The following is a 26360-nucleotide window of genomic DNA, read 5'->3' on the forward strand; positions in this document are numbered from 1 at the left end:
CATGGCTTCCGACACCGTCAAGACTTCCGTTCTGCGCAAGACTTATCTGCGCATTCTCGCTCCGCTGTTCATCGCCTCGGTTCTGGCCTTTCTTGACCGGGTCAACGTCAGTTACGCCGCCCTGACCATGAACGCCGACCTCGGCTTCAACGCCAAGGTCTACGGCCTGGCCGCCGGCATCTTCTTCGCCGGCTACGTCCTGTTCGAAGTGCCCGGCGCCATCCTGGCCGAGCGTTGGAGCCCCAGCCGCTGGATCGCCCGCATCCTGCTCTCCTGGGGCGCGGTCAGCATGCTGCTGGGCCTGGTGCAGAACGAGTGGCAGTTCTATGTCCTGCGCTTCTTGCTGGGCGTGTGCGAGGCCAGCTTCTACCCGGTGATCTACGCCTCGGTGATCCCGCGCTGGTTCGTCGCGGACACCCGCGCCCGCGCCATTTCCATCACCCTGTGTTCGCTGCTGGTCTCCGCCATCGTCGGCGCGCCGCTGGCCGGCTGGATGGTGGGCCTGCAGCCCTTCGGCCTCAAGGGCTGGCAAAGCCTGTTCCTGCTGGAAGGCGGCGTCACCGTGCTTTACGGCTTCGCCATACTGCTGTGGCTGCGGGACGATCCGGCCCAGGCCGCCTGGCTGAGCGCGGAGGAAAAGCGCTATCTGATCGATACGCTGAAGGCGGAAGCGGCCGCCACGCGTGAACAACAGCCGGCCACGCTGCGCCAGGCACTGGCGCAGCCGGCGGTGTTGCGGCTGTGCCTGATCTATTTTCTATGGATTACCGGTTTCTGGGGCTTTAGTTTCTGGATGCCCACGGTGATCAAGAACGCCTCCGGCTGGTCGCCGCTGGCCATAGGCCTCGCCTCCGCCGTGCCCATGCTGGCGGCGCTGGCCGCCATGCTGTGGCTGGGCCATTCCTCGTCCCGCCGCGGGGAAAAGCGCTGGCATGTGGCGTTGCCGCTCTTGCTCGCCGCCGCCGGCTTCCTGATCGGCGCTTTGAGCGACAGTATCGCCGTGGCGCTGCTCTCGGTCACCGTCGTCGCCATCGGCGTCTACAGCCCGATGGGCGTGTGGTGGTCCATCCCCACCACGTTTCTGACCGGCACGCTGGCGGCGGGCGCCATCGGCCTGATCAACTCCGTGGGCAATGTCGGCGGCTTCATCGGCCCTTACGCGCTGGGCTTGATCAAGGCCGCCACCGGCAGCCACACCCTGGCTTACTTCTGGCTCAGCGGCTCGCTGCTGCTCAGCGCGCTCTTGGTGCTGGGCTTGAAGCCGCAAGCGCAAACAGCGGACAATTCCAGCCAAGCCGCCGCTTCCGGCGGACGATAGGAAGAACCATGCCGACACGAATCTTCGTCCTCGCTCTCTGCGCTTTTCTGCTCTCCGCTTGCGCCGGCATGGCCGAACGCCTGCGCGGCTCCCTGGAACCGCCGGCCGAGCGCGGCTACGCCATCCTGTCGCTGACCGGCAAATCCGCCAATCCGGACAGCGCGACGCTGGGGCTGAACATCGCCAACGCCGCCGGCCGCGTCGTAGCGGCCGACAGCGCCAGCCTGCTGACCGACACCGTGTTCGGCGAGCAGGGCAAGTCCATGGCCGAGGGCAAACTGATGCTGTTCACGCTGGAGCCGGGCCAGTATCGGGTAGAGCAAGTCTGGGCCAACTGGCTGGAGGACGGGGCCTGGGGCGTCAGCCGCAAGATGCGCAGCTTCCGCCTGGCCGCGCCGTTTGAGCTGAAGCGCGGCGAGACGGTTTATCTGGGCAATGTGGACGTGGACATGAGCTTCTTGCCGGAAGCGCGGTTGCGCGACGAAGCCGAGCGCGATCTCGCCCACATTCGCCGCATCTGGAAGATCAAGGACGTGTCCGGCGTTCAGCTGCGGCCGCTGGGGCAAGCACGGCTCTGAGCTTCCGTTCAAACCCTCGAAGCCAGCGCAAAACCCGGCATGGCCGCCGAGAAAGCGAAAGGCTCATACTATGTATGAGCCTTTCTTAAGCCACACTCTCCGTATTATGCCTGTCCGCGCACGGTAGATCGCGAGCCGGTTCCGAACCCGCTCACTTCTGCCACAGCTTGGCCAGATAGGCCGGCTTCACCGTCGCCGCCGCGAGCGGTACGGCTTCCAGCACCCGGTAGGCGTTCTGTCGGGTGTCGCGCAGCAGCGCGTCCGCGTACGGCGCGCCGTCCAGCTTGCGCAAGGCCGCCACGCGCGGCGCATTGGCCTTGTCGCTGCGATGGGTGACCACGCCTATCTCGTTGCTGGCCAGTTTGACGAAGCTGCCGGGCGGATACACGCCCAGCTCCTTGATCAGCAAGGCCGCGTGCTGCGGATCGAAATCGCCCAGCTCGCCGCGGTACAAGCTGCCTATCACCAGCGCCGGCAAGGCCGGCTGAGGCTGATGGATGCAGGAACACAACACGTCCACCATGTGCAGCAGGGCCGCGTCCGGGTGGATGTCCTCGCCGCGCAGCCCCTGCGGGTAGCCGTCGCCGCCGCGCTGCTCCTGATGGGTCTGCACCAGAAGATGCCAGTGCTCGTCCACCACCCCGGCCTCGCGCAAAATGGCGGAGCCAACGATGGGATGGGCGTAGAGATCGTCGCGCTGCGCGGCGTCCGGCGGCGTCGGCTGCCGCGACAATTGATTGAGCAGGCCGGTGATCGCCAGGTTCATGCTCAGCGCCGCGCCCACCACCGCCTGCAAGCGCGCCTCCTCCATGCCCAGCCGCCGGCCCAGCACCGCCATGATGGCCGCCACGTGCACGCTGTGGGCGCTGCCGATATCGCGATAGGGCGTCAGCAACACGCTGGCCAGCACCCCGTCCGGCTGTTTGCTGGCCAGCCGGATCAACGCGTCCGCCATGTCCGCCAGCCGCCCGGCCAGGCCCGGCACCGCCAAGCCGTGCAAGAGCAGGCCCTCGGCGCGGCGGGTCTGGAAGCCCAGTTCCATGATGGGGTTGGGCTGCACCTGGGCCGCGGCCTCTTTTTCGCGCTGCGCCGCGCGCTCCAGCTGTTCGCGCTCCAAGCGCGCCGCCACCTCCTCGCTGTCGCCGTGCGCCAGCGTCACCAGCCGCTCGCGCTGCTCCGGCGTCAGCACGTAATGGCCTTTTTTCAGCAGCAGCAGACCGTTCTTGGCGTATACGTCGACCGGCAATTGCTGGCCGATGCGCAAGAAGCTGGTGGGCAACTTCACTTTGGAGGAGTCCGGCATAATCTATTTACGTTTCGTTAAGTCATGCTTCAATGGCTGTGAATAATGCCGCATTCCATCGGCCTAAGGAAGCCCCCGCGGTCCCGCTCTCGCGCCGGCTTGCCATGCAATGCCGATGACATTAATCTAGTTGCTTCAATCCTCTTGCCTCGTTGGAGAATGCCGTTATGACAAGCAATCGACGCGTCGACGCTTCGCGCAGGGACTTCTTGAACAGCGCGGTGGGCGTGGGCTTCGCGCTGGCGGTGCAGCCCATCGCCGCCAGCGCCATTCTCACCGACGGCGACGGCCTCAGCGCCGGCGCGGTGGAAATCCCGACCGGCCCGGCCGTCATGCCGGGCTACATGGCCAAGCCCGTCGCGGCCGGCGGGCCCTTGCCGGTGGTGCTGGTGGTGCAGGAAATCTTCGGCGTGCACGAGCATATCCGCGATCTGTGCCGGCGGCTGGCCAAGGCCGGCTATCTGGCGGTGGCGCCGGAGCTCTATTTCCGCCAGGGCGACCCGAGCAAGGTCGCCAGCATCGGCGAACTGCTCAGCGGCCTGGTCAGCAAGGTGCCCGACAGCCAGGTGCTGGCCGATCTGGACGCCACGCTGGCCTGGGCCGGCGGCCACGGCGGCGACGTCAAGCGCGCGGCCGTCACCGGCTTTTGCTGGGGCGGACGCCAGACGTGGCTGTACGCGGCGCACAATCCGGCGCTCAAGGCCGGCGCCGCCTGGTACGGCCGGCTGCAGGGCGAGGCCGGCGCCAACACCCCGCGCCAGCCGCTGGACGTCGTCGCCCAGCTGCATGCGCCGGTGCTCGGGCTTTACGGCGGCCTGGACAAGGGCATTCCGCTGGAATCGGTGGACAAGATGAAGGCCGCGCTGCGCGCCGCCGGCAAGCCCTCCGAAATCGTGGTCTACCCGGAGGCCGACCACGGCTTCAACGCCGACTACCGTCCGACTTACAACGCCGCCGCCGCCGCCGACGCCTGGCGGCGCATGCTGCAATGGTTCAAACAACACGGCGTCTGACACCGGCTACTCTCCCGGCGGCCGTCTGGCGCAGGCCGCCAGCCGCATGCGGATCACCTGATTGAAGCGCGCCAGCCAGTAGGGATCGAACTGGCGCTCCGAGGCGTTGATCTCGGCGATGGCGCGCATCATCGAATGCCGCAAGCCCCGATGCGCGTGCTTCAAGGTCACCGCCTCGAACGCGTCCACCAGGGCCAGGATGCGCGCGCCGCTGCAAATTTCGTCGCCGCGCAAGCCCTGCGGATAACCGCGGCCGTCCGGCATCTCGTGATGCTGGGCCACCATGCGCGCCGCGTCGGCCCAGGCCGGCATCCTCTCCAAAAGGCCCGCAGCCCAACCCGGATGCTCCGCCATCTGGAGGCGCTCGGCCTCGCTCATCCGCCCCACTTTCAACCAGAACGACTCCGGCAACAGCATCATGCCGATATCGTGCATATACACCGCCGCTTCCAGTTGCCTGTCGTCCACCATCCCCGGCGCCTGACGGCTGGCTTCCAGCGCCAATTCCAGATTGCGCTCGGTGCGGCCCTGAAACTGCGGCAGACGCTGCTCGAACTGCAGCGCCAATAGCCGGAAAAACGCCAGATCGCCCTGGCTCAGCTGCGCGGCGGCGTCCGCCGGCGCATCCGACTCGATCACGTGCAAGGGAATGCCGGTGATCTGCTCCACCAATTGCTGACAACGCTGCAGCAGCTCGCCTACCGGGCACTCCGCCACCTGGTTCAAGGCCCGCATCAGCAAAGGCAGCTGCAGATCGTCCAGCAGCTCGTGGTTATCCAGCGCCTCCAGCGCCAGACCCAAGCGGTCCATCACCAACAGCATCACATCGCCTATCGAGTCCTCGTAGACCACCTCGCCGCTGCGCAGCCGCTCCAGCAGGCTTTCCAAGGCGTGGACGAAAGGCACCACGAAGCGCACCTGGCACATACTGGCGTCGCCCTTGATGCTGTGCAGCAAGCGAAACAGCTGATCGATCTGAGCGGCGTCGGTGTCGCCGAAACCCAGCTGGCAAACCAAGTGCTCCACCTGCGGCGCGTAATCGCTCATCACCTCCATGAAATCGTGAAACGCCTCCGGCTCCACAATCTCCAGCGTCAGCTCCTGCTTACCCATGCCCCCTCCCATTTTCAATCGCCCTTCATTCCAGTATATGCAGCATGCGGCAAAGCGTGCGACAGCGGCCTTTCCAAACCGCCACGCGCCGCGCATAATTTGCGCCCCCGGCGCATCGTCCGCTCTTTATGTCCGATATTCCCATGCAAAACCCACTGCAAACGCTGCAACAACACATCGCCTTCATTATTGAAGTGGATAAACTCAAAACGGTGTTGCGCAAAACCAAGGCCGCCCATGTCGACCGCTACGAGAACTCCGCGGAACACAGCTGGCAAATCGCGCTGTTCGCCCTCAATCTGCGCGACTTCGCCGCCGAGCCGGTGGACATCGACAAGGTGGTGCGCATGTTGCTGATTCACGACCTGGGCGAAATCGACACCGGCGACACCCTTGTCTACGCCGCGGACGGCGCCGCCGAGCGCGAAGCCGAGGAACTGGCCGCGATGCGCCGCATCCTGGGCCTGCTGCCCCAGCCCATGGCCGCGGAGCTGCTGGCCTTGTGGCAGGAGTTCGAGACCCGCCAAAGCGCGGAAGCGCGTTTCGCCCGCGCGATAGACCGATTGATGCCCATCTTGCTCAATCTGCAATCCGGCGGCCAAAGCTGGCGCGAAAACGGCGTCGGCAAGCAACAAGTGCTGAGCATGGCGGTGGGCAAAGTGGAGGACGGCTGTCCGCTGGCGGCGGACTGGTTGCGCGTGGAATTGGACCGCGCGGAACGGGACGGTTACTTCGGCGCCTGAGCCCAAATGGAGAAAACCCGGTAGAAATGCCAGGGGATACTGAAAAAACAGGATAAAAACCCTTTCGGCCATGCAGAAAACGCTTGCCATGTCCCGGAACTATAGGCACTATTCCTGCCGCAGGATGCTCAAGTTGTGGATGTGTTGTTGTCGTAGTGGCATTAAGTCCGTACCTCAGTCGCCATTTCCCTTGAACTTCGTGCCTTTTATTTCAACTGCTCGTTTTGAGGAATTAACAAAATGGCAACCGGTACCGTTAAGTGGTTCAACGACTCCAAAGGTTTTGGCTTTATCACCCCGGATGAAGGCGGCGACGACGTGTTCGCTCACTTCTCCCAGATCAATGCCAAAGGCTTCCGCACCCTGGCTGAAAACCAGCGCGTTAGCTTTGACGTCGTAGACGGCCCGAAAGGCAAACAAGCCTCCAACATCCAGCCCATCTAATCATCGCGATTAGTACAGCTTGATGAAAACCCGGCCTCGCGCCGGGTTTTTTGCATTTACGCTTCAACGCAAGGAATTCCCATGTCCGTCTCCGACGATCACGAACACATCATCGCCGCCACCCGCGACTGGCTGGAAAAAGCGGTGATAGGGCTCAATCTCTGTCCGTTCGCCAAGAGCGTCTACGTGAAGAACCAGGTGCGCTACGTGGTCAGCGACGCCGCCCAGCCGGATCAGTTGGCGCAAGAGCTCGCCTCCGAACTGCGCCTGCTGGCCGACAGCAGCCCGGACGAGATCGACACCACCTTGCTGATCCACCCGCGCGCGCTGCAACGCTTCCTGGATTTCAACGACTTCCTCGACATCCCCGACGCCATCGTCGAAGACATGGGACTGGACGGCGAGCTGCAAGTGGCCAGCTTCCACCCCAAGTTCCAGTTCGATGGCACCGGCATCAACGATATCGAGAACTACACCAATCGCGCGCCCTACCCCACGCTGCACCTGCTGCGCGAAGCCAGCATCGGCCGCGCGGTGGAAGCCTTCCCGCAGGCGGAAGCCATCTATGAAAAGAATATCGAAACGCTGAAACAGCTGGGCCTGGACGGCTGGAAAGCGCTGTTCGCCGGCAAAACGCCGTAAGCGCGGGCTCGCCGCGCATTGCCAAGCCCGTCGCGGGCGTGGTACACCACGGGCATTCCACCTTCTTGGAGTTCAGCCCCCATGTCGCTTAGGCCCTTGCTGCCGCTCGTCGCGCTATTGTTGAGCGCTTGCGCTTTCACCCCGGTGCAGAAGCCCGTCGCCGGCGACGACTTTCGCGGCAACGAGCTGGGGCAGAGCAGCGCCAATCGCATGGCCAACCTGGCCATGCGCGACAATCTCGCCAGCTTGCAAACCCTGCTGGAAAAACTGTACAAGCGCAATCCCAGAGAATGGCGCAAGACCGGCGCGGCCGACTACCCGGCCGCGATGCGCCAGGTCATGAGCTCCATCCGCAACAACGCCCCGCTGCCGGCCTTGAGCGGCCAGCGCTCGATCGCGGCGATGAGCGCGGCCTTCGACCCCGGCTTTGGCGGCGACCGGGCCGGCGCCTTGATTTACGGCATGGGCTCCATGCTGGTGGACGCCTACGGCGGACGCACCGAGCTGTTCCTGGTGCATGGGCTGGACGCGCAGCAGCTGGCCAACGCCTCGCACAATCTGGAAGTGGCGGCCTGGATGCTGAACAACCGCCAGCTCAGCGGCGCGCCGGTCTTGCTATCCAATGAAATCGGCAGCGTGCGCAATCTGTCCTTCGAGCGGGAGTTCGGCAAAATGATGGCCAGGCTGGATTTGCTGGCGGAATTGTCGGACGAGAAACTGCGCCGCAGCGCCATAGACTTCGGTCAATCGCTGATCGCCGGCCCCTTCCTGCAGTTTCTGCCGGTCAGCGCCGTCGCCCAGGCCGCTGCGCCCTGAGAGCCCGTTCAAAGTCTCGCGAGCAAAAGCGAGACAAGGCGAAAGCCACTGAGAAAGCGGAATGGACTCATGGCGTATGAGCCTTTCGAAACGGTTCTCAAGACCCCGTTCCATCCCTCCCGCTGCAGCGCGGCAGACATTGAAGCGGTTCCGGGAGTCGGGCTCAGCTCCGACGCTTGCCCACCTTGTCGCGGTAAAAGGCGCGGATGCGCGGCATATCGGCGTCGATATCGCCGCTGGGCGTGAATATGGGGCCGAAGCCGGCCTCCTTGCGGCTGTAATCCAGGTACGCCAAGGCCACCGGCACCTCCGCGCCGCAGGCGATGTGATAAAAGCCGGTCTTCCATTCGGACACCGCCTTGCGCGTGCCCTCGGGCGGAATCGCCACCACCAGCCGGTCCGAACGCCGGTAAACCTCCACCATCTGCTGCACCAGGGAATTATTCTGATGCCGCTTGACCGGAATGCCGCCCAGCCAGCGCATCACCGGCCCCATCGGCCCGGCGAACAGCGTGTGCTTGCCCATCCAGTAGATCTTGGCCCGCGCGGCGAAACACACGGCCAGCGTCAGCGGAAAGTCCCAATTGCTGGTATGCGGCGCGCCGATCAGCACGTATTTGTCCAGCTTGGGAAACTCTCCTCGCAGCTTCCATCCGCTCAGCTTGAGCATGGCGATGGACAAGCAGCGGAACAGCGGCCGGATCACGGGCGTGTCGAAAATGGTGAAATGCATGACGGTCCTGAGCAAGGGCCTCGCCCAGGACGGGGAGCGACAACCAAACAGGCGCCGCCCAGCGTCGGGGCAAGCGCCAACCACGTGGAAAAACGCCGGAATGTACCTGATAAAACTATCCCGGTAAATCCGCATTGCGAAATACAATCAGATCTCGCAAGTCCATGAATTCAAAAAGCAAGCGCCGCGCCGCCTCACTCCGCCAAGGGATGGATGCGGTACACGCAGCGCCGCCCGCCGTCTTCCAGCGCGTGCTCCAGCCGCCGCACTTCCGCGCCCGGCCCCAACACCCGGGCGAACAGCGCCAGCTCGGAGCGGCACAGGCCCTGACATTGGCGCGCCGCCGCGCAGATCGGGCAATGGTTTTCCAGCAACAACCAGCCGTCGCCGTCCAGGCGCGCCTCCGCCATATAGCCCTCCTGGCTGCGTATCCGCGCCAACGCGGCCACACGCTCCCCCAGCCCGTCCGCGCCGGACATCGCCAGCCGATATTCCTCCTCCGACTGCGCCTCTCGCCGTTGAATCAAACTCTCCAGGCCGGACTCGCCAAACAGCTCCCTCACCTGCTCCAGCAACTGCAAGGTCAAATCCGCGTGCCGGTCCGGAAAACGGCCATGGCCGCTCTCGGTCAAGCGCCAGAGCTGGGCCGGCCGGCCCACGCCCTGAGCCTGGGCCTCCATCCGCGCCAGCCCCTTCTCCTCCAGCGCGAGCAAATGCTTGCGCGCGCCCATGCTGGTCAGTCCCAATTCCGCCGCCAGCGTCTGCGCCGTCTGAGGCCCCCGCGTTTTCAGCAGATACAGCAGCCGATCCGCGCTATTCATCGCCGCAGTCACCGGACCTCCTCCGCCTCGCGGATCACGCCTTGCAGCCAGGCGGCGGCCAGGCCGCACGTCAAAGCGCCCAGAACCAGCACCAGACGGGTGTCCAGAATGGTCAGCACGCTGCCCAGCAAGGCCACCAGCACATTGGCCACGCAGAAGATTGTGGTCAGCAGGCCCATCACGCTGCCCTGCCCCAGGCTGGCGAAGCGCTCCGAACACCAGCTGGGCAGGATGGCGTTGTAAATCGCCAGTGGCACGCCCAACAACACAATCAAGCCTATGCCCGGCCAAGGCAGATCCGCCAGCAAGCTCAAACCCAGCAGGCCCAGGGCCACCCAGGCCGCATTGATGCGCGCCAGCTCCAGCGGCGCCCGTTTATGCCCAAGTTTGCCCAGCAAGGCGCTGGCCGAGGTCATCAGCACGCACATCAGCGCCGTCACCACCGCGATGCCGCGGCTGTCCAGCTGCGCGTACTCCACCAGCCACAAGGGGTAGAACTCGTAAAAAGCGTTGACCCCGACGGCGAAAGCCAGCTGCATCCAGAACAGCCGCGCCAGCAAAGGGTCCGCCGACAGCAGACGAAAAGAGTGCTGGCCGCGCATCACCTGCAGCAAGGACTGCTCCTGGTGCATGCGCTCGCCGGTTTCCGGCAGGAAGGCCAGCAGCACCCCCAGGCACAGCAGGATGGCGCCGGCCGCCAGCAGGAAAGGCACCGCCTCGCCCAGCGGCAAGGTCAAACCGCCGATCAGCGGCCCCACTAGCCAGCCGGTGTACAGCACCGCGTTGAGAATGGCGAAGGAACGCGCGCGGTCCAATTGCGGATGCAGATCCGCCACGATGGCGCGCGCCACCGCCACATTGCCCTCGGTCAGGCCGGTAACGAAACGCGCCAGCACGAACAATAGATACCAGCGGCTCCACAAAGCGTACGCCGTCAGCAAATAGCCCAGAAAGGTCAGCAACAAGGTTCCGGTCAGCACCCGCCGCCGTCCCAGCCGGTCCGACAACGCTCCAATCAAGGTGCTGCCCAGCAAAATGCCCAGCGGATTGGCGGCCAGGGCCACGCCCAACAGCAGCTTGGGCGGCAGCCCCAGGAAGTGGTTGAACGCATCCGGCGCGGAGTTCACGAAGATGGGCGCCAGGATGGGATAAGGCATGGCCACGCCGGCCGTGCTCATCAGCGCCACCAGACAGACAGTCAGCAAAATCAGTTTGGGATGGGAAACATTCATGACGCATACCAATGAGACGATGGCCCATGCTAATCTCGCCATCGCAATAAGTAAACAAATTAGTTTACTTAATATCGCGCCGCGTACTGGAAATCATCAATACAGCATATAGAATGCTGTACGTATGGTTACGAAAAGGCGCGCAGAAACAGGAACCAGATGGCATTCCAAGCGTCTCAAACTACACAAGACCTACTTTATGTTTTTGGAGACTTCCATGACTTCGATGACCAGCAAATCCGCCGTTAAAGCCATTGCCGCCAGCCTGATCGCCGTCAGCCTGCTGTCCGGTTGCGCCAATATGTCCAAGCGTCAGCAAAACACCGCCATCGGCGCGGCCGCCGGCGCCGTGCTCGGCTCCGTGCTCACCGGCGGCGACGCCATCGGCACCGTGGGCGGCGCCGCGGTGGGCGGCGTGGTCGGCAATCAGACCGGCAAACGCTAAACCCGCGACCCCATTCCAAGAGCCAGCCCCGCGCTGGCTCTTTTGTTTTGCCCGCCGCGCCCATATCATCAATACAACAGCACCACGGGCCACGCCATGACCTCCTCCGCACGCATGAATTGGGAACGACTCCTCTCCACCAAACGCTTCAAAGTCATTCAGGGCCACGTCAAGGAAACCCGCACCCCGGCCACCGAAGAAGGCAGCCCGGGCTTGCGCACCGACTTCCACATCGACCACGACCGCGTGGTGTTCTCCAGCGCCTTCCGCCGGCTGGGCCGCAAAACCCAGGTGCACCCGCTGGCGCGCCACGACCACACCCACAACCGCTTGACCCACAGCGTGGAGGTGGCCAGCGTCGGCCGCAGCCTGGGCAACCGCGTTGGCATGATGATGCAGCACGCCCATCTGCTGCCGGACAACTACACGCCGCACGATATCGGCGCCGTGGTGCAAGTGGCCTGCCTGGCTCACGACATCGGCAATCCGCCCTTCGGCCACACCGGAGAATACGCGTTGCGCGACTGGTTCCGCGCCGAACGCAACGCCCACTGGCTGCACGGCCTGGCGCCGGAGGAAATCCGCGACGTGCAGACCTACGAAGGCAACGCCCACGGCCTGCGCATGCTGGCCACGCTGGAAATGTACACCGGCGAAGGCGGCATGCGCCTGACCGCCGCCGCCCTGGGCGCGCTGATCAAATACCCGTGGACATCGGACGCCGAAGCCGCCCAGGCGCGCGACAAATTCAACATCTACCGCACCGAACTGCCCTATTTCCAGCGCGTGGCCTCGGAGCTGGGCCTGCTGCCCAAGGGCGTGATGCAATGGAGCCGCCACCCGCTGTCCTACCTGATGGAGGCCGCCGACGACATCTGCTACGCCATTCTGGACCTGGAAGACGCGGTGGAGATCGGCATCCTGGACTTCAAAGAGTTCGAAACCCTGTTCTCCGGCTTCACCGAATACGAACGCATCTGGGACATGCAGGACGTGCGTCAGAAATGCGGCACCCTGCGCGGCATCGCCATCGGCCGCTGCGTCAGCGAAGTGGCCGAGAAATTCATGCTGCACCACGATAGCCTGCTGCGCGGCGAATTCCCGGCCAAGGACTTGATCAACCTATGCGGCGCCCAAGTGCAGGACGCGCTGATCCACGCCAAGGAACTGGCCAGCACCCGGGTCTACCGCCACCGCACCAAGCTGGTGACCGAACTCGCCTCCTACCCGTGCATGGCCGGCATCCTGGACGCGCTGATCCCCGCCGCCCACGCCTACGTCAGCAAGGGCGCCGAGCGCCTGAGCCCGCGCGAGCACCTGGCCATGGGCTTGCTGGAACAGCACATCCGCAGTGACGACAGCCTGTATCAGGCCTATATGAAAGTATTGGACTTCGTCGGCGGCATGACCGACAACTACGCCGCCAACCTGGCGCGCGACATTTCCGGCGTGGGCATTCTATAACTCCGCCCCGCCGCAATTCGGCAGTTAAAAAATCAGAAAGACAGGAATGCAGCACACCACCCGTTTTTGCATCGTCCGCCATGGCGAAACCGACTGGAACCGCGAATATCGACTGCAAGGCCACACCGACATCCCCCTCAACCCCACCGGCCAGGAACAGGCGACAAGCCTCAGCCGCGCGCTATGGCCGGGACGCTACCCCTTCGACGCCCTCTACGTCAGCGACCTGACCCGCACCCGCCAGACCGCCGCGCCGCTGCAGGCGCGATTGAATCTGACGCCCACCTTCAGCGCCGAATTGCGCGAGCGCCATATGGGCGTGTTTCAGGGCCTGACCTACGCCGAGGCGGAACACAGCATCCGCGACGACTATCTGCAACTCAAATCCCGCGACCCGGACTACGATCTCAAGGGCGGGGAAAGCCTCAACGCCTTCATGGGCCGCATCCGCGACGGCTTCACCGGCATCGCCCGCCGCCATCTGGGCCAGACCCTGCTGGTGGTCACCCACGGCGGCGTGCTGGAAATGATGTACCGGCTGGCCACCGGCAAGCCGATGTCCGAAGCCCGCGACTTCCCCATTCCCAACGCGGCCTTGAACTGGCTGAGCTATAGCGACGGGCAATGGCGGCTTGAACAATGGGCCGACGAATCCCACCTGGCCGCCGCGCTGGACGAAATTCAATAGCAAGACGGCCGCGCCCCCAAGCGGGGCGCGGCCGGCCGCCAACTACGCCAAGGCCAGCAGAGTGCGCGCGATGGTTTCCGCCGACGGCAATTCCGTTGAGCGCCACACCAAGCGGCTCTTCGAATCCACCAGCAAGACCTCCGTGTGGTGCGCGCTCAAATCCGTCCGACGCTGATTGAACGTGGCCAGCATCAGATCCAGGTCGGCCAGCTCGGGGCGGGCCGCCCGCCAGCCTGGTTTAGGCCGAAACCGGGCCAGCCACCGCCGCAGCTGTTCCGGCGAATCGTTCAATGGGTCAAGACTCAACGACAATAACTGTATCCGCGCCCGCTTTGATTCCGGCAGCAAATCCTGCACTTGCCGAAACGTCGCGCCCTGGATCGGGCAGACATTTGAGCAGGCGGTGAAAATCAGCTGAACCGCCGTCACGCGCCGCTGCGACAAGGCGTGAAAGCTGCGCCGTTGACCATCGCTGTCATTCAGCATGAAGTCCGGCAGCGGCAGCGGCGGAGAGATCTCTCCGTGCGCCAGGGCCAGATTTCCGGCCCACGCGGTTTTGGCCAATGCGGCCGGCCCCGCCAGCCATAAAGGCGCCAGGCCCGCCAAGCCCATCGCAAACCTCCGCCGTCCCGGATTCAACGGCGCGCCGCCCTTGCCTTGCATGCTAATGCCCCTGTAGAAAAAGCCATAAAGCCCGGCATTCCGCCGCGCTCAGCCGGTAGCGCGGCATATCCGTGCCGATCAGGATATCGGTCGGGTCTTTCCCGCTACGCAACATCTCGCAAAAGCTCGGTTCGGTATACGCCCGCTCCGGCCCCCCGCGCCTGGCGCTGGCCTCCGTCAAGAAGCGCGCGCCCAAGTCCGGCGCAAACCGGCCATCCGCCCGCGCCTGATCCTGCAGGCGATGACAGTTGGCGCAACGCGCGTACTCGCTGTCCAAGGGGCGGTTATGGACATACAGCTGGCCGACCAAGGCGGTCTGGCCGTAGAACAGCCGGCCGCCGTCCACAGCCTCCTCGCCGCCGGCCGCGCACGGCGTCCCCCACAGGGCAAGCCCGCAGGCGAGCGCGCCCAAGCCGCGTTTAATTGATGGCGATGATGCGAGCGACACTGGGCACCCCTTGCGGACTCATCGCGAACAACATGTAGTAGCCCGGCAAAACCGCGCCGCTATCCGCGGGAATCTGCAGGGAATAACGCATTTCCCCCGCCATCGGCGCGAGTTGCGACACCGACAAAGCGATCCGACGCTGATCGTTGTTGACCGAATGCGTCACCGCGGACAGCCTCATCAAGGCGAACTGGCTCGCCGCCTGCTGCGTTTTGACTTCGATCACGCTCCCCGGCCGCGCCTGCGCCGGCGCGGCGCTAATCACCGGCCGGGCCGCCGGGCTGCCGTCCGCGTTCAACAAATAAGGAGGGGTCAGGATCTCCGCGTTCAAGTGATTTTGCGGGCAGCCGGCGCCGCACAAGCCACCGCCGCCGACAAACACCCGCCCATCCTGCAACAGAATCGCCGTGCTATGGTAGGTCCGCGGCACCTGCATGGGCTTCAAGGGCTGGAACACCTGTTTCGCCGAACTCCACAGCTCCGGCGTCAGCACCGCATAGGAGTCCGTGAACGGCTGCGGTATCGTCTGCCCGCCCACCACCACCACGTCGCCGTCGGGCAAGGCCACCGCATTGGCGAATGCGCGGCGATAGCTCATTCCGGGCAGCGACTTCACCTTCACCTGGGCCTTGGGTCCGCCGCGGATATCGATCAGATGGGCTGAGTTGCTCGCATAGGTGGTGCCCGTGTTCTGCTGATAAGCCGGCGCGCCGCCCAGCTTCAGAATCAGGCCGGCGTCAAACATCACCGCATTGCCGTTGATGCTGTAAGGATCATTGCCGCGCGTCCCCGCCGAAACGATGCTGCCGGCTCCGCTGGTGCCTATCCAGTTCATCTGAGCGCTGGGGCCGGCATGGAACACCGTCCCGCCGCTGCCGGCGAACAGCCACAAATGGTTGTCGCCGCGGTACACGCTGCCGTTGGCGTCCTGCGGATCGGGGCCGATCACATTGTTTTCCGGCACACCGGAAAGCACAGTCCAATGACCGTTGCCCCACACCTCCCCGCTGCGGTTGGGCCGGCTCTTGCTGTTGTAGCCGCCGCTCCAGGAACCGCCCAAAGTCAGCACCCGGCCGTCCGACAACACGGTATTGGCCTCATAGCCCCGCGGGATGTTCATATTGCCGCTGGCGCTCCAGCGCTTGGCCGCCCAATCGTATATTTGCGTTTTAGGGCTGCTGGAGCCGCCGTTGATCAGCAGATTGCCGTTGGGCAACATCGACGTGCCGGGGCAGAACAGATTCGCGCCGGTGGTCACCACCGTCAACGGCAGCGGCGCGTTCTTCGCCGCGTCGAACAGCGCGGTATAGGTCTTGCTATTGCCATTGCCGCTGTCCCCGCTGAAGGCGTCGGGAAAATCCGCGGACCACATCATCAACTTGTTGTCCGGCAGATTGGCGACGCCCACCGGGGTGACCGGCAGAGGAATCACACCGCTCCAGGCGGAGGGAAGCGCCGCGCTTTTGGCGCCGGGATAATCGAACATGAACTGGTCGTTCACCTGCGCCTTGCCCTGGCACGGCCATTGCACCACCTTGGTTCCCTGCGTCGCAACGCCGGAAAAGATGTTCACGCACTGGCCGCTGGAGGCCGACACGATATGGTAAGTGCCAACATCCACCGGCTGGATTTTCCACTGATCATTGGCCACCGCCACGCTTTGGCATGGCCATTGAATCAGCTGAACGCCCTGGTTTCGGCTTGAAGCCGGCACATTCAAGCACATCTGCGATTTCTGCGAGACGATGTGGTAAAAGCCGTTTGCCAAGGGCACGAAAGTCCATTGCTCATTGCTCCCCGCCGAGCAAGGCCATTGAATGATGCCGGCTCCGGAGCTGGTCGAACCGCCGCCGACATTCAAGCACTGACCGCTATTCACCGCCACGATGCCGGTGGCGGCCGCCGCGCTCACTTCAGGACACAGCAGCCATGACACGCCGAGAACACCGCTCGCCAGCGTCACCAATCCGTTTCCAAGCTTCAACATGAAGTCCCCTTAATAGCCTGTTCAAAGTCCGCTGCGCCCCCTGGGCGCAACACAGCGAATCCATCTTCAGAGTGCCCCTCCAGCGCCTGTTTATTCCTCGTCTTCAGCCGCAAGACCTTGCCTCGTCTTGCTCGCAGGGCTTTGGACAGGCGCTTATAAATCGCTTGATCCACACACGTCACGGCATGCCAAGATGCCCTCCTGGTCCTTTCTCACGGCCGGATCGGCCGGCGCCGGACACTGCCGCCACTCTGATGGCTCGCCCCAACAAAAACAACAAAAATTTACAACAGATAATGATTTTTGTATCAAATACAGTACACCGTCCTGGAGGAAAGACCAAAAATCGCCGAACGCTTGAAAACAAAGGCGCTATTCAGAAGTACTTTTCAATTAAATTAATATATTAACAATAAGACAGGACATATTCTCCCGCTCCCCCCATGCGGTTGCTGTCATCCGCGGGGCGCCGGCACGACTAAAGGTCAGGACAGGAGCCCGTCAACGCCCTCGCCGCCCGCGCCGCAGGCAAGCAAAACCTCAAGGCCGGATGTACCGCAGCCGCGCCCGGCCCTAAAATAGACTTAAACCATCCGCAAAGGAGCACACCATGACCCTGCAAAAAACCGATCAGGAATGGCAAAGACAGCTGACGCCGGAACAATACCGCGTCACCCGCCAGGCCGGCACCGAACACCCGTTCAGCGGCGAACACTATACCCGCACCGAAAACGGCGATTACCACTGCGTTTGCTGCGGCACCCTGCTATTCCACAGCGACGCCAAATACGACCCCGGCTGTGGCTGGCCCAGCTTCTGGGCCGAAGCCGCCGGCGCGCGCATCGCCCGCATCGTCGACACCTCGCACGGCATGGTTCGCACCGAGGTGCGCTGCTCCGAATGCGACGCCCACCTGGGCCATGTGTTTCCGGACGGTCCCGAGCCCAGCGGCGAGCGCTATTGCATCAACTCGGTGGCGCTGGGCTTCACGCCCAAGCCTTGAGACCGCCCAGGTCTGCCGCTGAACTGAACCCCAAACCAAAAAGGCAGCGCCGCCACGATCCATGGCGACACTGCCTTTTATGACTTTTCCGACTGCGGGCGGGCCTGCCGCCGTTTAACGCTTGCCGGCCGCCTCTTCGCGTCGGCGCTTGGCTTCTTCCAACAGATAGACCTGATAGTCGTCCAGATCGCCGTCAAAATCGCTGACGCCGCCGCGCGACACCATCCAGAACTCGTCGCAGACCGCGCGCAGCAGCGCGCGGTCGTGGCTGACCAGCATCACCGAACCCTCGAACTCGTTCAGCGCCACGCTCAAGGCCTCGCGCGTGGCTAGGTCCAGATGGTTGGTCGGCTCGTCCAGCAGCAATAGATTGGGGCGCAGCCAGACGATCATGCACAGCACCAGCCGCGCTTTCTCTCCGCCGCTCATGCTGCCCACCGCCTGCTTGACCATGTCGCCGCTGAAATTGAAGGTGCCGAGGAAATTGCGCAGCCCCTGCTCGCGGCAGTCGTTGGATGGCGGTCGCAACTGCGCCGGCGTTTCTCGCGCCAAGCGCAGCATATGCTGCAGCGGATCGTCTTCCGGCCGCAACACGTCCAGCTCTTGCTGCGAGAAGTAGCCGATGTTCAAGCCTTTGCCGCGTATGATCTCGCCGCCGGTGGCCGTCAGCGCTTCGGCCACCGTCTTCACCAGCGTGGACTTGCCCTGGCCGTTGGCGCCCAGAATGCCGATGCGCTGCCCGGCCAGCACGGAGCGGTTCACCCCGTTGACGATCACGACGGGCGGCGCGCCTTCCTCCGCTCCCTCCGCCGCCGGATAACCGAACGAGGCCTGAGACATGGTCAGCATCGGGTTGGGCAGGCTGCTCGGTTCCTTGAACTCGAACTGGAAGTCGGCCTCGGTCAGCACCGGCGCAATCTTCTCCATCCGTTCCAACGCCTTGACGCGGCTTTGCGCCTGCTTGGCCTTGCTTGCCTTGGCCTTGAAGCGGTCGATGAACTTCTGCAGATGCGCCATCTTCTCCTGCTGCTTGGCCAGCACGGCCTGCTGCAAAATCATCTGCTCCGCCCGCATGTCCTCGAACTTGCTGTAGTTGCCGCCATAGCGCACCAGCTTGCCGTGGTCGATGTGCAGGGTGACATTGGTCACCGCGTCCAGGAATTCGCGGTCATGGCTGATCACCACCATGGTTCCGGCGTACTGTTTCAGCCAGGCCTCCAGCCAGACCAAGGCGTCCAGGTCGAGGTGGTTGGTCGGTTCATCCAAGAGCAATAGATCGGACGGGCACATCAGCGCGCGCGCCAGCTGCAAACGCATGCGCCAGCCGCCGGAAAAACTGTTCACCGGCCGCTGCAACTCGGCCACGCTAAAGCCCAGGCCCAGGATCAGCGCCTGCGCCCGCGCGGGAGCGTCATGCTCGCCGGCGTCGTTCAGCGCGGTGTAGGCATGCGCCATGCGCATATAGTCCTCGCCCGCCTCGGCTTCGGCCACTTCGCGCCGCGCCGCCAGCAAGGCGGTATCGCCTTCCACCACGAACTCGGTGGCGGTCTGCGAGGTTTCCGGCATGTCCTGCGCCACCTGCGCCATCCGCCACTGGCTGGGGATGGAGAAATCGCCGCTGTCTTCGTGCAGGCTGCCGTTCAAGACCGCGAACAGTGAAGACTTGCCCGCGCCGTTGCGCCCTACCAGGCCGACCTTTTCACCGGGGTTGATATTGACTGTCGCGCCGTCCAGCAAGACTTTGGTTCCGCGACGCAAAGCCACGTTTTTCAGAATAATCATTGGGAATAGCAGTGTTGCAGAATTTTAGGAAGCAAGAAAACAGCAGCCCGGCGACCACTTGCGTCCCGGCGGAATGCTATGAATAAGCATGCCCGCGGACAAAAGCCGGGGCACGAGGGAGGGATTATACGCAGATGCGCGCTCACGGAGGATAAGCGTCTGCGCCATCTCTGCGAAACGCGGGGCGGCGGGCGCGTTCCAGGAACGGCCCGGCTCCGCCACGCCCGAGCCGTAGGCTCAGGCCTCAGACTTCCCAATACTCCTTCTGACGCCCCTGCGAGCCGGGGTTCAACTGCTCGCGCAGGCTGCGCAGCTTGTCCGGCTCGCCGCGCACGCGGAACCAGCTGCCCTCTTCCTCCGCGCGTTCTTCCAGCACCTGGCAGTGGCTGTAGATTTCGCCGCGCAGTTGCTGAGCGGACCACGGCAGCAGCAGTTCGCCTTCCTCCAGATCTCGCTGGAAGAAGGCCACGATCAGCGCGCGCAGCGCCGCCACTTCCTCGGGGCGGCGCGCGCTCATCACCACACAGTCCGGATAGCGTTGCCGCAGCTCGGCGGCCCAGGCCGCCTGCTCGGCCGCGTCGCCGACATGGTCTATCTTGTTGAACACCCGGATGCGCGGCACTTCGTCGGCGCCGATTTCCTTCAAGACCTCGTCGGTCACTTCCAGCTGACGCTGGAAGCCCGGGTCGCTGGCGTCGATCACATGCAGCAGCAGGGCCGCGTCCAGCGCTTCTTCCAGCGTGGACTTGAACGAGGCCACCAGGCCGTGAGGCAGGTTCTTGATGAAGCCCACGGTATCGCTGACCAGCACCCGCGGCACGCTTTCCGGGTAGATGGCGCGCACCGTGGTGTCCAGGGTGGCGAACAGCTTATTGGCCACCAGCACTTCGCTGCCGGTCAAGGCGCGCATCAGCGTGGACTTGCCGGCATTGGTGTAGCCCACCAGCGACACCCCGCCCAGGCCCTGGCCCTGGCGCTCCAGCCGGCGCGCGCGCTGGGTCTTGCGCTCCAGCTCCATCGCGACGATTTCGCGCTGCAGCTCGGCGATGCGGTCGCGCACCTTGCGACGATCCAGCTCGGTATGCGATTCGCCGGCGCCGCGCCCGCCCATGCCGCTGCGCTGCCGGCCTTGCGGCCCGGCCAGCTTGGCCGCCTCGCGCAAGCGCGGCGCCATATAACCGAGACGGGCGATTTCCACCTGGGCGCGCGCCGCGCGCGAGCGGGCGTTGCGGTGGAAGATCTCCAGAATCACCATGGTGCGGTCCATCACCTCGCAGCCGACGGCCAGCTCCAGATTGCGCGCCTGCGACGGCGAGATTTCGTGGTCCACCAGCAGGGCGTCGATCTCCACCGTGCCGGCGTCCAAGACCGGAGGCGCGTCCTCCAGCTCGTCGTTGCGAAGACCGCGATTGACGAACTGGCTGATTTCCTCCAGCTTGCCCACGCCCATATAGGCGGTGCGGTCGAAGCTGTTACGCTTTTGCACAAAGGTCCGCACCACTTGGAAGCCCAGGGTCTTGGCCAGTTCGCTCAGCTCGGTGAGCGAGGCCTCGAACTCGACATCGCTGACATCGGGCAACTGGACCGAGGCCACCAGGGCGTAGCGGGGTTTCTCTTTGACTTCTGTTTGCATGTGCGTATGACTTTAACTTGATAGCGAGCCCAGATAGTACTCGCAAACGGGACTTCCCGCTGCGCAACGCGCGTTGCGGCGACGCCACGCCCCGCTTGACCCGGCCGCGGGCAGCGTCGATACTCCTGCCGCTTCAAGTACATCGCCGTCAACGCCAATCCATGTCATTCACCTCACTGGGCCTCCGCCAGCGATCAGGGCTACCCGGCCCCCACCGCGGTTCAGCTCGCCGCCGTCCCCGCCGTTTTGCAAGGCCACGACGTGCTGGCCACCGCGCAAACCGGTTCCGGCAAAACCGCGGCCTACTGCCTGCCGCTGTTGCAGCAATGGCTGGCTGGCCGCCAGGCCTCGCCTCGCCAGACGCAAACGCTGATCCTGCTCCCCACCAGGGAACTGGCGGCGCAAGTGGGCGACGCCCTGCGCCAGCTGGCCCAGGGCCTGCCGCGCCGGCCCAAGATCGCCGTGGTCTTCGGCGGCGTCTCCATCAATCCTCAGATGATGGCCTTGCGCGGCGGCGCCGACATCGTGGCGGCCACGCCCGGCCGGCTGCTGGACCTGCTGGCGCACAATGCGCTGCGGCTCGCCGCCGTCGACACCCTGGTGCTGGACGAGGCCGACCGCCTGCTCGACCTCGGTTTCGCCGACGAACTGGCCCGCGTGCTGGCGCAGCTGCCGCCCTACCGGCAAAACCTGATGTTTTCCGCCACCTTCCCGCCCGCCGTGCGCGCGCTGGCGGAGCAACTGCTGAACCAGCCGCGGCATATCGACATCGAGCCCGGCGACGTCGCCGCGCCGGACATCCGCCAGCGCGTCATCGAGGTGGACGCCGGCCGGCGCACCATGTTGTTGCGCCATCTGCTGCACACCCATGGCTGGGAGCGGGCTCTGGTCTTCGTGGCCAGCCGCCACACCGCAGACCGAGTGGCCGGCAAGCTGCAGGCCGCCGGCGTCCGCGCCGCCGCGCTGCACGGCGATTGCAGCCAGGGACAACGCGGCCAGGTGCTGGCCGACCTCAAGTCCGGCCGTCTGCAAGTTCTGGTGGCCACCGATGTGGCCGCGCGCGGCATCGACATCGCCCGCCTGCCGGTGGTGGTGAACTACGATCTGCCGCGCTCGCCGGTGGACTACACCCACCGCATCGGTCGCACCGGCCGCGCCGGCGCCAGCGGCGAGGCCATCAGCTTCGTCAGCGCCGATTGCGCCGCACATTTCCAATTGATAGAGAAACGCCAGCAACTGCGACTGCCGCGCGAACGGATCGCCGGTTTCGAACCCGTCGCCGCCAGCCCGGCCGCGGCCGCGAGCGCCGCCACGAACCCGGCAGCCGACAACGGCGGCGTCAAGGGCAAACGCAAGAGTAAGAAGGACAAATTGCGGGAAGCCGCGGCCCAAGCCGAGCAGCGCTGAGCGCCTCGCCGGGCCGAGCGGGATCTAGACGGCAAACAAACAGGGCCGCCCCCAAACGGGAGCGGCCCTGTTTTCGTCCGACGCCGGCCTGACCGGCCATGGCTTGTTCAAAGCCTCGCGACGCGCAACAGAACGTAGCCAGGCTCTTACAAGGCCCCCGGATCAATCTCCGCCACGCTCTCGAACACATAGTCCGGCTGGTAGGGAAACTGCTCCATGGATTCGCGCGACGACACGCCGGACAACACCAGCGCGGTGCCCATGCCGGCTTCTATGCCGCCGACGATGTCGGTGTCCATCCGGTCGCCTATCATCACCGCCTCCTCCGGATGCACGCCCAGCTTGCGGGTGGCCAGCATCATCATCAGCGAGTTCGGCTTGCCCACGATGTAGGGCTTCTTGCCGGTGGCGGCCTCGATGGCGGCCAGCAGCGTGCCGGCGGCCGGCTCGTAGCCGCCGCCCTCTATCGGATCGATCATATCCGGGTTGGTGCCGATGAATTTGGCGCCCTGGTCGATAAAACGCACCGCCTTCTTGATCTGCTCGAAACTGAAGGTCTGGGACTTGGCCACCACCACGTAGTCCGGATGGGATTCGGAAATGGAAAACCCCACCTTGTACAGCTCGTTGATCAGGCCGGCGCCGCCCACCACGTAGGCGGTGGGCATGGCCTTGCGCGTCTGGCTGCGCAGAAACATCGCCGTGGCCATCGCGCTGGTGATGAAGTTGTCTTCCGTCACGCCGTTGATGCCCAGGCTCTCCAGCTTCAGCCTCAGATCCAGCGGCGTCTGCTCCGCGTTATTGGTCAGAAACAGGAAGGGCGTGCCGCCCTGCGTCAGGCGGTTGACGAAATCGCGCGCGCCCGGAATCAGTTGCTTGCCCCGATAAATCACTCCGTCCATGTCGGAAATGATGCTTTTGCTCATACGGTCCATCCAAAACTGCAAGTGCCGACTCCGCCGGCACGGTGGCGGGCCGCGGCTCATTCGCCGCAACGGCGACAGCATAGCACGGCGGCGCGGTGGCCGACGCCCTCCTTGCCGCCGAGCGGAAAGACAGCGGCCGGGCGCGCGGCGTCGTCCCAATGGACAGGCGACGCCGCGCCAAGCTATCTGTATGGGATCTTTGCCTGTACCATCGGAGCCAGATGCACGCATGCCCGTCGGGCCGTTCCGCCGGCGGGCTCCTTTCGCAGCAGCGGCCGCGCCGTCCCGGCGCGACCTTTTGCCATCCAGGGAGCGCAGCACGTATGAACATCGACGCCATCCGCGAGCAGGCCTTCGCCATGCCGCTGACCAACCCCGCCTTCCCCCGCGGCCCCTACCGCTTCACCAACCGCGAATTCTTCATCATCACTTATCGCACCGATCCGGCCAAGCTGCGCGAGGCGGTGCCGGAACCGCTGCAGCCGGCCTCGGATCTGGTCAACTTCGAGTTCATCCGCATGCCGGACTCCACCGGCTTTGGCGACTACACCGAAAGCGGCCAGGTGATCCCGGTTCTGCTGGGTGGCGTGGCCGGCAATTACACCCACGCGATGTATCTGAACGACCACCCGCCCATCGCCGGCGGCCGCGAACTGTGGGGCTTTCCCAAGAAGCTGGCCTGCCCGCGGCTGCAAGTGCGCACCGACACCCTGGTGGGCGAACTGGACTACGGCCCGGTGCGGGTGGCCACCGCCACCATGGGCTACAAACATCACGCCCAGGACGCCAGCGCGCTGCAGCGCTCCATGGTCAACACGCCCAACTTCCTCTTGAAGATCATCCCGCATGTGGACGGCAGCGTTCGCATCTGCGAGCTGGTGCGCTTTCACCTCAAGGACGTCACCGTGCACGGCGCCTGGAGCGGGCCGGCGGCGCTGGCGCTGTTTCCCCACGCGCTGGCCCCGGTGGCGGAACTGCCGGTGCTGGAAGTGGTGGAGGCGCGCCACATCGTCGCCGACCTGACCCTGGGCCTGGGCGAAGTGGAATTCGATTACCTGAACTAAGCGCCTGTACTTACAGAACCTGTTCAAAGTCTCGCGAGCAAGGACGAGACGAGGCGGAAACCGGCGCCAAGCCGCTATGCGGCGCACCCCACCCGACGACAAGGAGAGCAGCATGCAATTGAACGGCAAAGTGGCATTGATCACCGGCGCGGCCAGCGGCATAGGCAAAGCCATTGCGGAAACCTACGCCCGCGCCGGCGCGGCGGTGGCCATCGCCGACATCAACCTGACGGCGGCGCAAGCCGCGGCGGAAGAGATCAAGGCCGCCGGCGGCAAGGCGGTGGGCGTGGCGATGGACGTGACCCATGAGGAATCCGTCAACGCCGGCACCCAGGCGGCGGTGGACGCGCTGGGCGGGCTGGACATCCTGATCTCCAACGCCGGCATCCAGATCGTCAACCCGCTGGTGGACTACTCGTTTTCCGACTGGAAGAAGATGCAGGCCATCCACGTGGACGGCGCCTTTCTCACCACCAAGGCCGCGCTGCGCCATATGTATCAGGACAAGCGCGGCGGCACCGTGATCTATATGGGGTCGGTGCACTCCCACGAGGCATCCAAGCTCAAATCCGCCTACGTCACCGCCAAACACGCGCTGCTGGGCCTGTGCCGGGTGCTGGCCAAGGAAGGCGCGGAATACAATGTGCGCGCCCACGTGATCTGCCCGGGCTTCGTGCGCACGCCGCTGGTGGAGAAGCAGATTCCGGAGCAGGCCAAAGAGCTGGGCATCAGCGAGGAAGAAGTGGTCAAGCGCGTGATGCTGGGCAATACCGTGGACGGGGTGTTCACCACGGTGGAAGACGTGGCCCAGACCGCGCTGTTCCTGGCCGCCTTCCCCAGCGCCGCGCTCACCGGACAATCGGTGATTGTCAGCCACGGCTGGTATATGCAATGACGCCGCCGCACAACCCCGCCTGCCCGCAGAGCGGCGGCCTGTACCAGAGCCGCAGCCTGCCGCCCGGCCACCGCTACCAGGTGCTGGCGCTGGTGCTGCAGGGCGGCGGCGCGCTGGGCTCCTACCAGCCCGGCGTCTACCAGGGCCTGGCCGAGGCCGAGCTGCACCCCAACTGGGTGGCCGGCATTTCCATCGGCGCGCTCAACGCCGCCATCATCGCCGGCAACCCGCCGGAGCGGCGGGTGGAGCAGTTGCGCGCCTTCTGGGACACCATCTGCCGGCCGCCGTTTTTGCCGGCCAGCCCCTTCAGCCAACTGGACACCCACCATTGGCCGGCGGGGCTGAACGGACTGATGGCGAGCTGGGAGGCCTGGCGCGCGCTGACCGAGGGCCAGAACGGCTTCTTCCTGCCGCGCTCGCCCTGGCCAAGCGGCGCGCCCTCGCCCGCCAATTGCAGCCTTTACGACACCTCGCCGCTGAAGGGCACGCTGGAACGTTTCGCCGATTTCGACCGCATCAACGACAGCGATCAGATGCGGGTGTCGGTGGGCGCGGTCAATCTGCGCAGCGGCAACTTCGTCTACTTCGACAATACCCGCCAAAAACTGCGCGCCGAGCATTTCATGGCTTCCGGCGCGCTGCCGCCGGGCTTTCCGGCGGTGGAGATAGACGGCGAGTACTACTGGGACGGCGGCCTGGTGTCCAATACGCCGCTGAAGCAGATACTGAGCACCGAGCCGCGCAAGAACTCGCTGGTGTTCCAGGTGGACCTGTGGAGCGCCAAGGGCGAACCGCCCACAGACATGAAGGCGATCGCGATGCGTCAGAAGGACATCCAGTACTCCAGCCGCACCCGGCAGATCACCGACACGATGAAACGGGAACAGAACTATCGCGGCTTACTGCGGCAGCTGATGGAACTGGTGCCGGAGGCGCAACGCGAACACCCGGCCTACCGCCACGCCCACGAACTGGCCTGCGGCCGGCTGTTGAAGGTGATACACCTGATCTACCAGGACAAGGAGTACGAAGACCACCACAAGGATTATCAATTCGGCGCCCAGACCATGCGCGCGCACTGGGCCAGCGGCTATCAGGACATCCGCCGCACACTACGCCATCCGGACTGGCTGGAGATGCCGTCGCCGGACCGGCCCTTCGTCACCCACGACGTGCATCGCTGAAACGGCAGTCCAGGC

The 26360-nt window shown here is 64.6% G+C and carries 26 protein-coding genes; 15 read left to right on the forward strand and 11 right to left on the reverse strand.

The genetic code is table 11. The features are described 5' to 3' along the window. The first annotated feature begins 1 nt into the window (after position 1). Together DB032_RS12020 and DB032_RS12025 are read left to right on the forward strand one after the other, a co-directional pair. Positions 2-1318: an MFS transporter gene (locus DB032_RS12020; protein ID WP_107799699.1), complete on the forward strand. Its 1317-nt coding sequence runs from the start codon at positions 2-4 to the stop codon at positions 1316-1318. 8 nt (positions 1319-1326) lie between these two features. Continuing rightward, complete coding sequence (locus tag DB032_RS12025; protein WP_146176656.1) at positions 1327-1896, forward strand: hypothetical protein; 570 nt, start codon at positions 1327-1329, stop codon at positions 1894-1896. A 151-nt stretch (positions 1897-2047) separates the two neighbouring features. On the opposite strand, the gene DB032_RS12030 is transcribed toward DB032_RS12025, so the two are convergent. Then, complete coding sequence (locus DB032_RS12030) at positions 2048-3181, reverse strand: HD-GYP domain-containing protein (protein WP_233246694.1); 1134 nt, start codon at positions 3179-3181, stop codon at positions 2048-2050. Between the two features lie 185 nt (positions 3182-3366). Between DB032_RS12030 and DB032_RS12035 the strand changes: the two genes are divergently transcribed. Continuing rightward, entirely contained in the window at positions 3367-4212 is an 846-nt protein-coding gene (locus DB032_RS12035) for a dienelactone hydrolase family protein (protein ID WP_107799702.1), read from the forward strand. Positions 4213-4218: 6 nt separating this feature from the next. Here DB032_RS12035 and DB032_RS12040 read toward each other — a convergent pair whose 3' ends face one another. Continuing rightward, on the reverse strand, positions 4219-5325 hold the full coding sequence (locus DB032_RS12040; protein ID WP_158274297.1) for an HD-GYP domain-containing protein: 1107 nt from the start codon (positions 5323-5325) through the stop codon (positions 4219-4221). 143 nt (positions 5326-5468) lie between these two features. Between DB032_RS12040 and DB032_RS12045 the strand changes: the two genes are divergently transcribed. The 4 genes from DB032_RS12045 (at position 5469) to DB032_RS12060 (ending at position 7970) form a co-directional block, all read left to right on the forward strand. After that, entirely contained in the window at positions 5469-6068 is a 600-nt protein-coding gene (locus DB032_RS12045; RefSeq protein ID WP_199225881.1) for an HD family hydrolase, read from the forward strand. A 240-nt stretch (positions 6069-6308) separates the two neighbouring features. Further along, the gene (locus DB032_RS12050) at positions 6309-6512 is read left to right on the forward strand and encodes a cold-shock protein (protein WP_019101682.1); all 204 of its coding nucleotides are present in this window, start codon (positions 6309-6311) and stop codon (positions 6510-6512) included. A gap of 81 nt (positions 6513-6593) precedes the next feature. Then, positions 6594-7154 carry a DUF1415 domain-containing protein gene (locus DB032_RS12055; protein WP_107799705.1) on the forward strand — a complete coding sequence of 187 codons (561 nt, stop codon included), beginning with the start codon at positions 6594-6596 and terminating at the stop codon, positions 7152-7154. A gap of 81 nt (positions 7155-7235) precedes the next feature. After that, positions 7236-7970 (forward strand): hypothetical protein, encoded by a 735-nt coding sequence (locus DB032_RS12060; RefSeq protein WP_107799706.1) that lies wholly within the window; start codon positions 7236-7238, stop codon positions 7968-7970. A 163-nt stretch (positions 7971-8133) separates the two neighbouring features. Here the strand turns inward: DB032_RS12060 and DB032_RS12065 are convergent, their stop codons facing one another. From DB032_RS12065 to DB032_RS12075, 3 genes are all read right to left on the reverse strand, one after another. Further along, the gene (locus DB032_RS12065; RefSeq protein WP_107799707.1) at positions 8134-8703 is read right to left on the reverse strand and encodes a lysophospholipid acyltransferase family protein; all 570 of its coding nucleotides are present in this window, start codon (positions 8701-8703) and stop codon (positions 8134-8136) included. 194 nt (positions 8704-8897) lie between these two features. Beyond that, positions 8898-9524, reverse strand: a complete 627-nt coding sequence (locus DB032_RS12070; protein WP_107799708.1) for a metalloregulator ArsR/SmtB family transcription factor — start codon at positions 9522-9524, stop codon at positions 8898-8900. A gap of 8 nt (positions 9525-9532) precedes the next feature. Beyond that, positions 9533-10756 (reverse strand): MFS transporter, encoded by a 1224-nt coding sequence (locus DB032_RS12075; protein ID WP_158274298.1) that lies wholly within the window; start codon positions 10754-10756, stop codon positions 9533-9535. A 217-nt stretch (positions 10757-10973) separates the two neighbouring features. On the opposite strand from DB032_RS12075, the gene DB032_RS12080 reads away from it, so the two are divergent. The 3 genes from DB032_RS12080 (at position 10974) to DB032_RS12090 (ending at position 13353) form a co-directional block, all read left to right on the forward strand. Further along, on the forward strand, positions 10974-11201 hold the full coding sequence (locus tag DB032_RS12080; protein ID WP_081545093.1) for a glycine zipper 2TM domain-containing protein: 228 nt from the start codon (positions 10974-10976) through the stop codon (positions 11199-11201). Between the two features lie 96 nt (positions 11202-11297). Further along, entirely contained in the window at positions 11298-12665 is a 1368-nt protein-coding gene (locus DB032_RS12085; RefSeq protein ID WP_227107673.1) for a deoxyguanosinetriphosphate triphosphohydrolase, read from the forward strand. A gap of 46 nt (positions 12666-12711) precedes the next feature. Further along, a complete protein-coding gene (locus DB032_RS12090; protein ID WP_107799711.1) occupies positions 12712-13353 on the forward strand; it encodes a histidine phosphatase family protein in 642 nt (213 codons plus the stop codon). Positions 13354-13395: 42 nt separating this feature from the next. Here the strand turns inward: DB032_RS12090 and DB032_RS12095 are convergent, their stop codons facing one another. The 3 genes from DB032_RS12095 to DB032_RS12105 are packed head-to-tail and all read right to left on the reverse strand — an operon-like array spanning position 13396 to position 16451. Next, positions 13396-14016 (reverse strand): SCO family protein, encoded by a 621-nt coding sequence (locus DB032_RS12095; RefSeq protein ID WP_107799712.1) that lies wholly within the window; start codon positions 14014-14016, stop codon positions 13396-13398. A gap of 1 nt (position 14017) precedes the next feature. Next, positions 14018-14428 carry a hypothetical protein gene (locus DB032_RS12100; RefSeq protein ID WP_107799713.1) on the reverse strand — a complete coding sequence of 137 codons (411 nt, stop codon included), beginning with the start codon at positions 14426-14428 and terminating at the stop codon, positions 14018-14020. 7 nt (positions 14429-14435) lie between these two features. Further along, complete coding sequence (locus DB032_RS12105; RefSeq protein ID WP_107799714.1) at positions 14436-16451, reverse strand: RICIN domain-containing protein; 2016 nt, start codon at positions 16449-16451, stop codon at positions 14436-14438. Positions 16452-17061: 610 nt separating this feature from the next. Between DB032_RS12105 and msrB the strand changes: the two genes are divergently transcribed. Next, positions 17062-17454, forward strand: coding sequence for a peptide-methionine (R)-S-oxide reductase MsrB (gene msrB / locus DB032_RS12110; RefSeq protein WP_107799715.1), 393 nt, complete (start codon positions 17062-17064; stop codon positions 17452-17454). 114 nt (positions 17455-17568) lie between these two features. Here msrB and DB032_RS12115 read toward each other — a convergent pair whose 3' ends face one another. Both DB032_RS12115 and hflX read right to left on the reverse strand, forming a co-directional pair. Continuing rightward, positions 17569-19236 (reverse strand): ABC-F family ATP-binding cassette domain-containing protein, encoded by a 1668-nt coding sequence (locus DB032_RS12115; RefSeq protein WP_107799716.1) that lies wholly within the window; start codon positions 19234-19236, stop codon positions 17569-17571. Positions 19237-19480: 244 nt separating this feature from the next. Beyond that, positions 19481-20869 carry a GTPase HflX gene (hflX, locus tag DB032_RS12120; protein ID WP_107799717.1) on the reverse strand — a complete coding sequence of 463 codons (1389 nt, stop codon included), beginning with the start codon at positions 20867-20869 and terminating at the stop codon, positions 19481-19483. A 141-nt stretch (positions 20870-21010) separates the two neighbouring features. On the opposite strand from hflX, the gene DB032_RS12125 reads away from it, so the two are divergent. Further along, positions 21011-22276 (forward strand): DEAD/DEAH box helicase, encoded by a 1266-nt coding sequence (locus DB032_RS12125; RefSeq protein WP_107799718.1) that lies wholly within the window; start codon positions 21011-21013, stop codon positions 22274-22276. Between the two features lie 146 nt (positions 22277-22422). Here DB032_RS12125 and DB032_RS12130 read toward each other — a convergent pair whose 3' ends face one another. Further along, positions 22423-23202, reverse strand: coding sequence for an HAD-IIA family hydrolase (locus tag DB032_RS12130; RefSeq protein WP_107799719.1), 780 nt, complete (start codon positions 23200-23202; stop codon positions 22423-22425). 323 nt (positions 23203-23525) lie between these two features. On the opposite strand from DB032_RS12130, the gene DB032_RS12135 reads away from it, so the two are divergent. From DB032_RS12135 to DB032_RS12145, 3 genes are all read left to right on the forward strand, one after another. Continuing rightward, positions 23526-24266 carry an acetoacetate decarboxylase gene (locus tag DB032_RS12135; RefSeq protein WP_107799720.1) on the forward strand — a complete coding sequence of 247 codons (741 nt, stop codon included), beginning with the start codon at positions 23526-23528 and terminating at the stop codon, positions 24264-24266. A gap of 112 nt (positions 24267-24378) precedes the next feature. Then, positions 24379-25161: a 3-hydroxybutyrate dehydrogenase gene (locus DB032_RS12140; RefSeq protein WP_107799721.1), complete on the forward strand. Its 783-nt coding sequence runs from the start codon at positions 24379-24381 to the stop codon at positions 25159-25161. Continuing rightward, a complete protein-coding gene (locus DB032_RS12145; protein ID WP_107799722.1) occupies positions 25158-26345 on the forward strand; it encodes a patatin-like phospholipase family protein in 1188 nt (395 codons plus the stop codon). The genes DB032_RS12140 and DB032_RS12145 overlap by 4 nt, the downstream gene beginning before the upstream one ends. Positions 26346-26360: the final 15 nt, after the last annotated feature.

This window comes from Chromobacterium sp. Panama, from assembly GCF_003052555.1.
GTDB lineage: Bacteria > Pseudomonadota > Gammaproteobacteria > Burkholderiales > Chromobacteriaceae > Chromobacterium.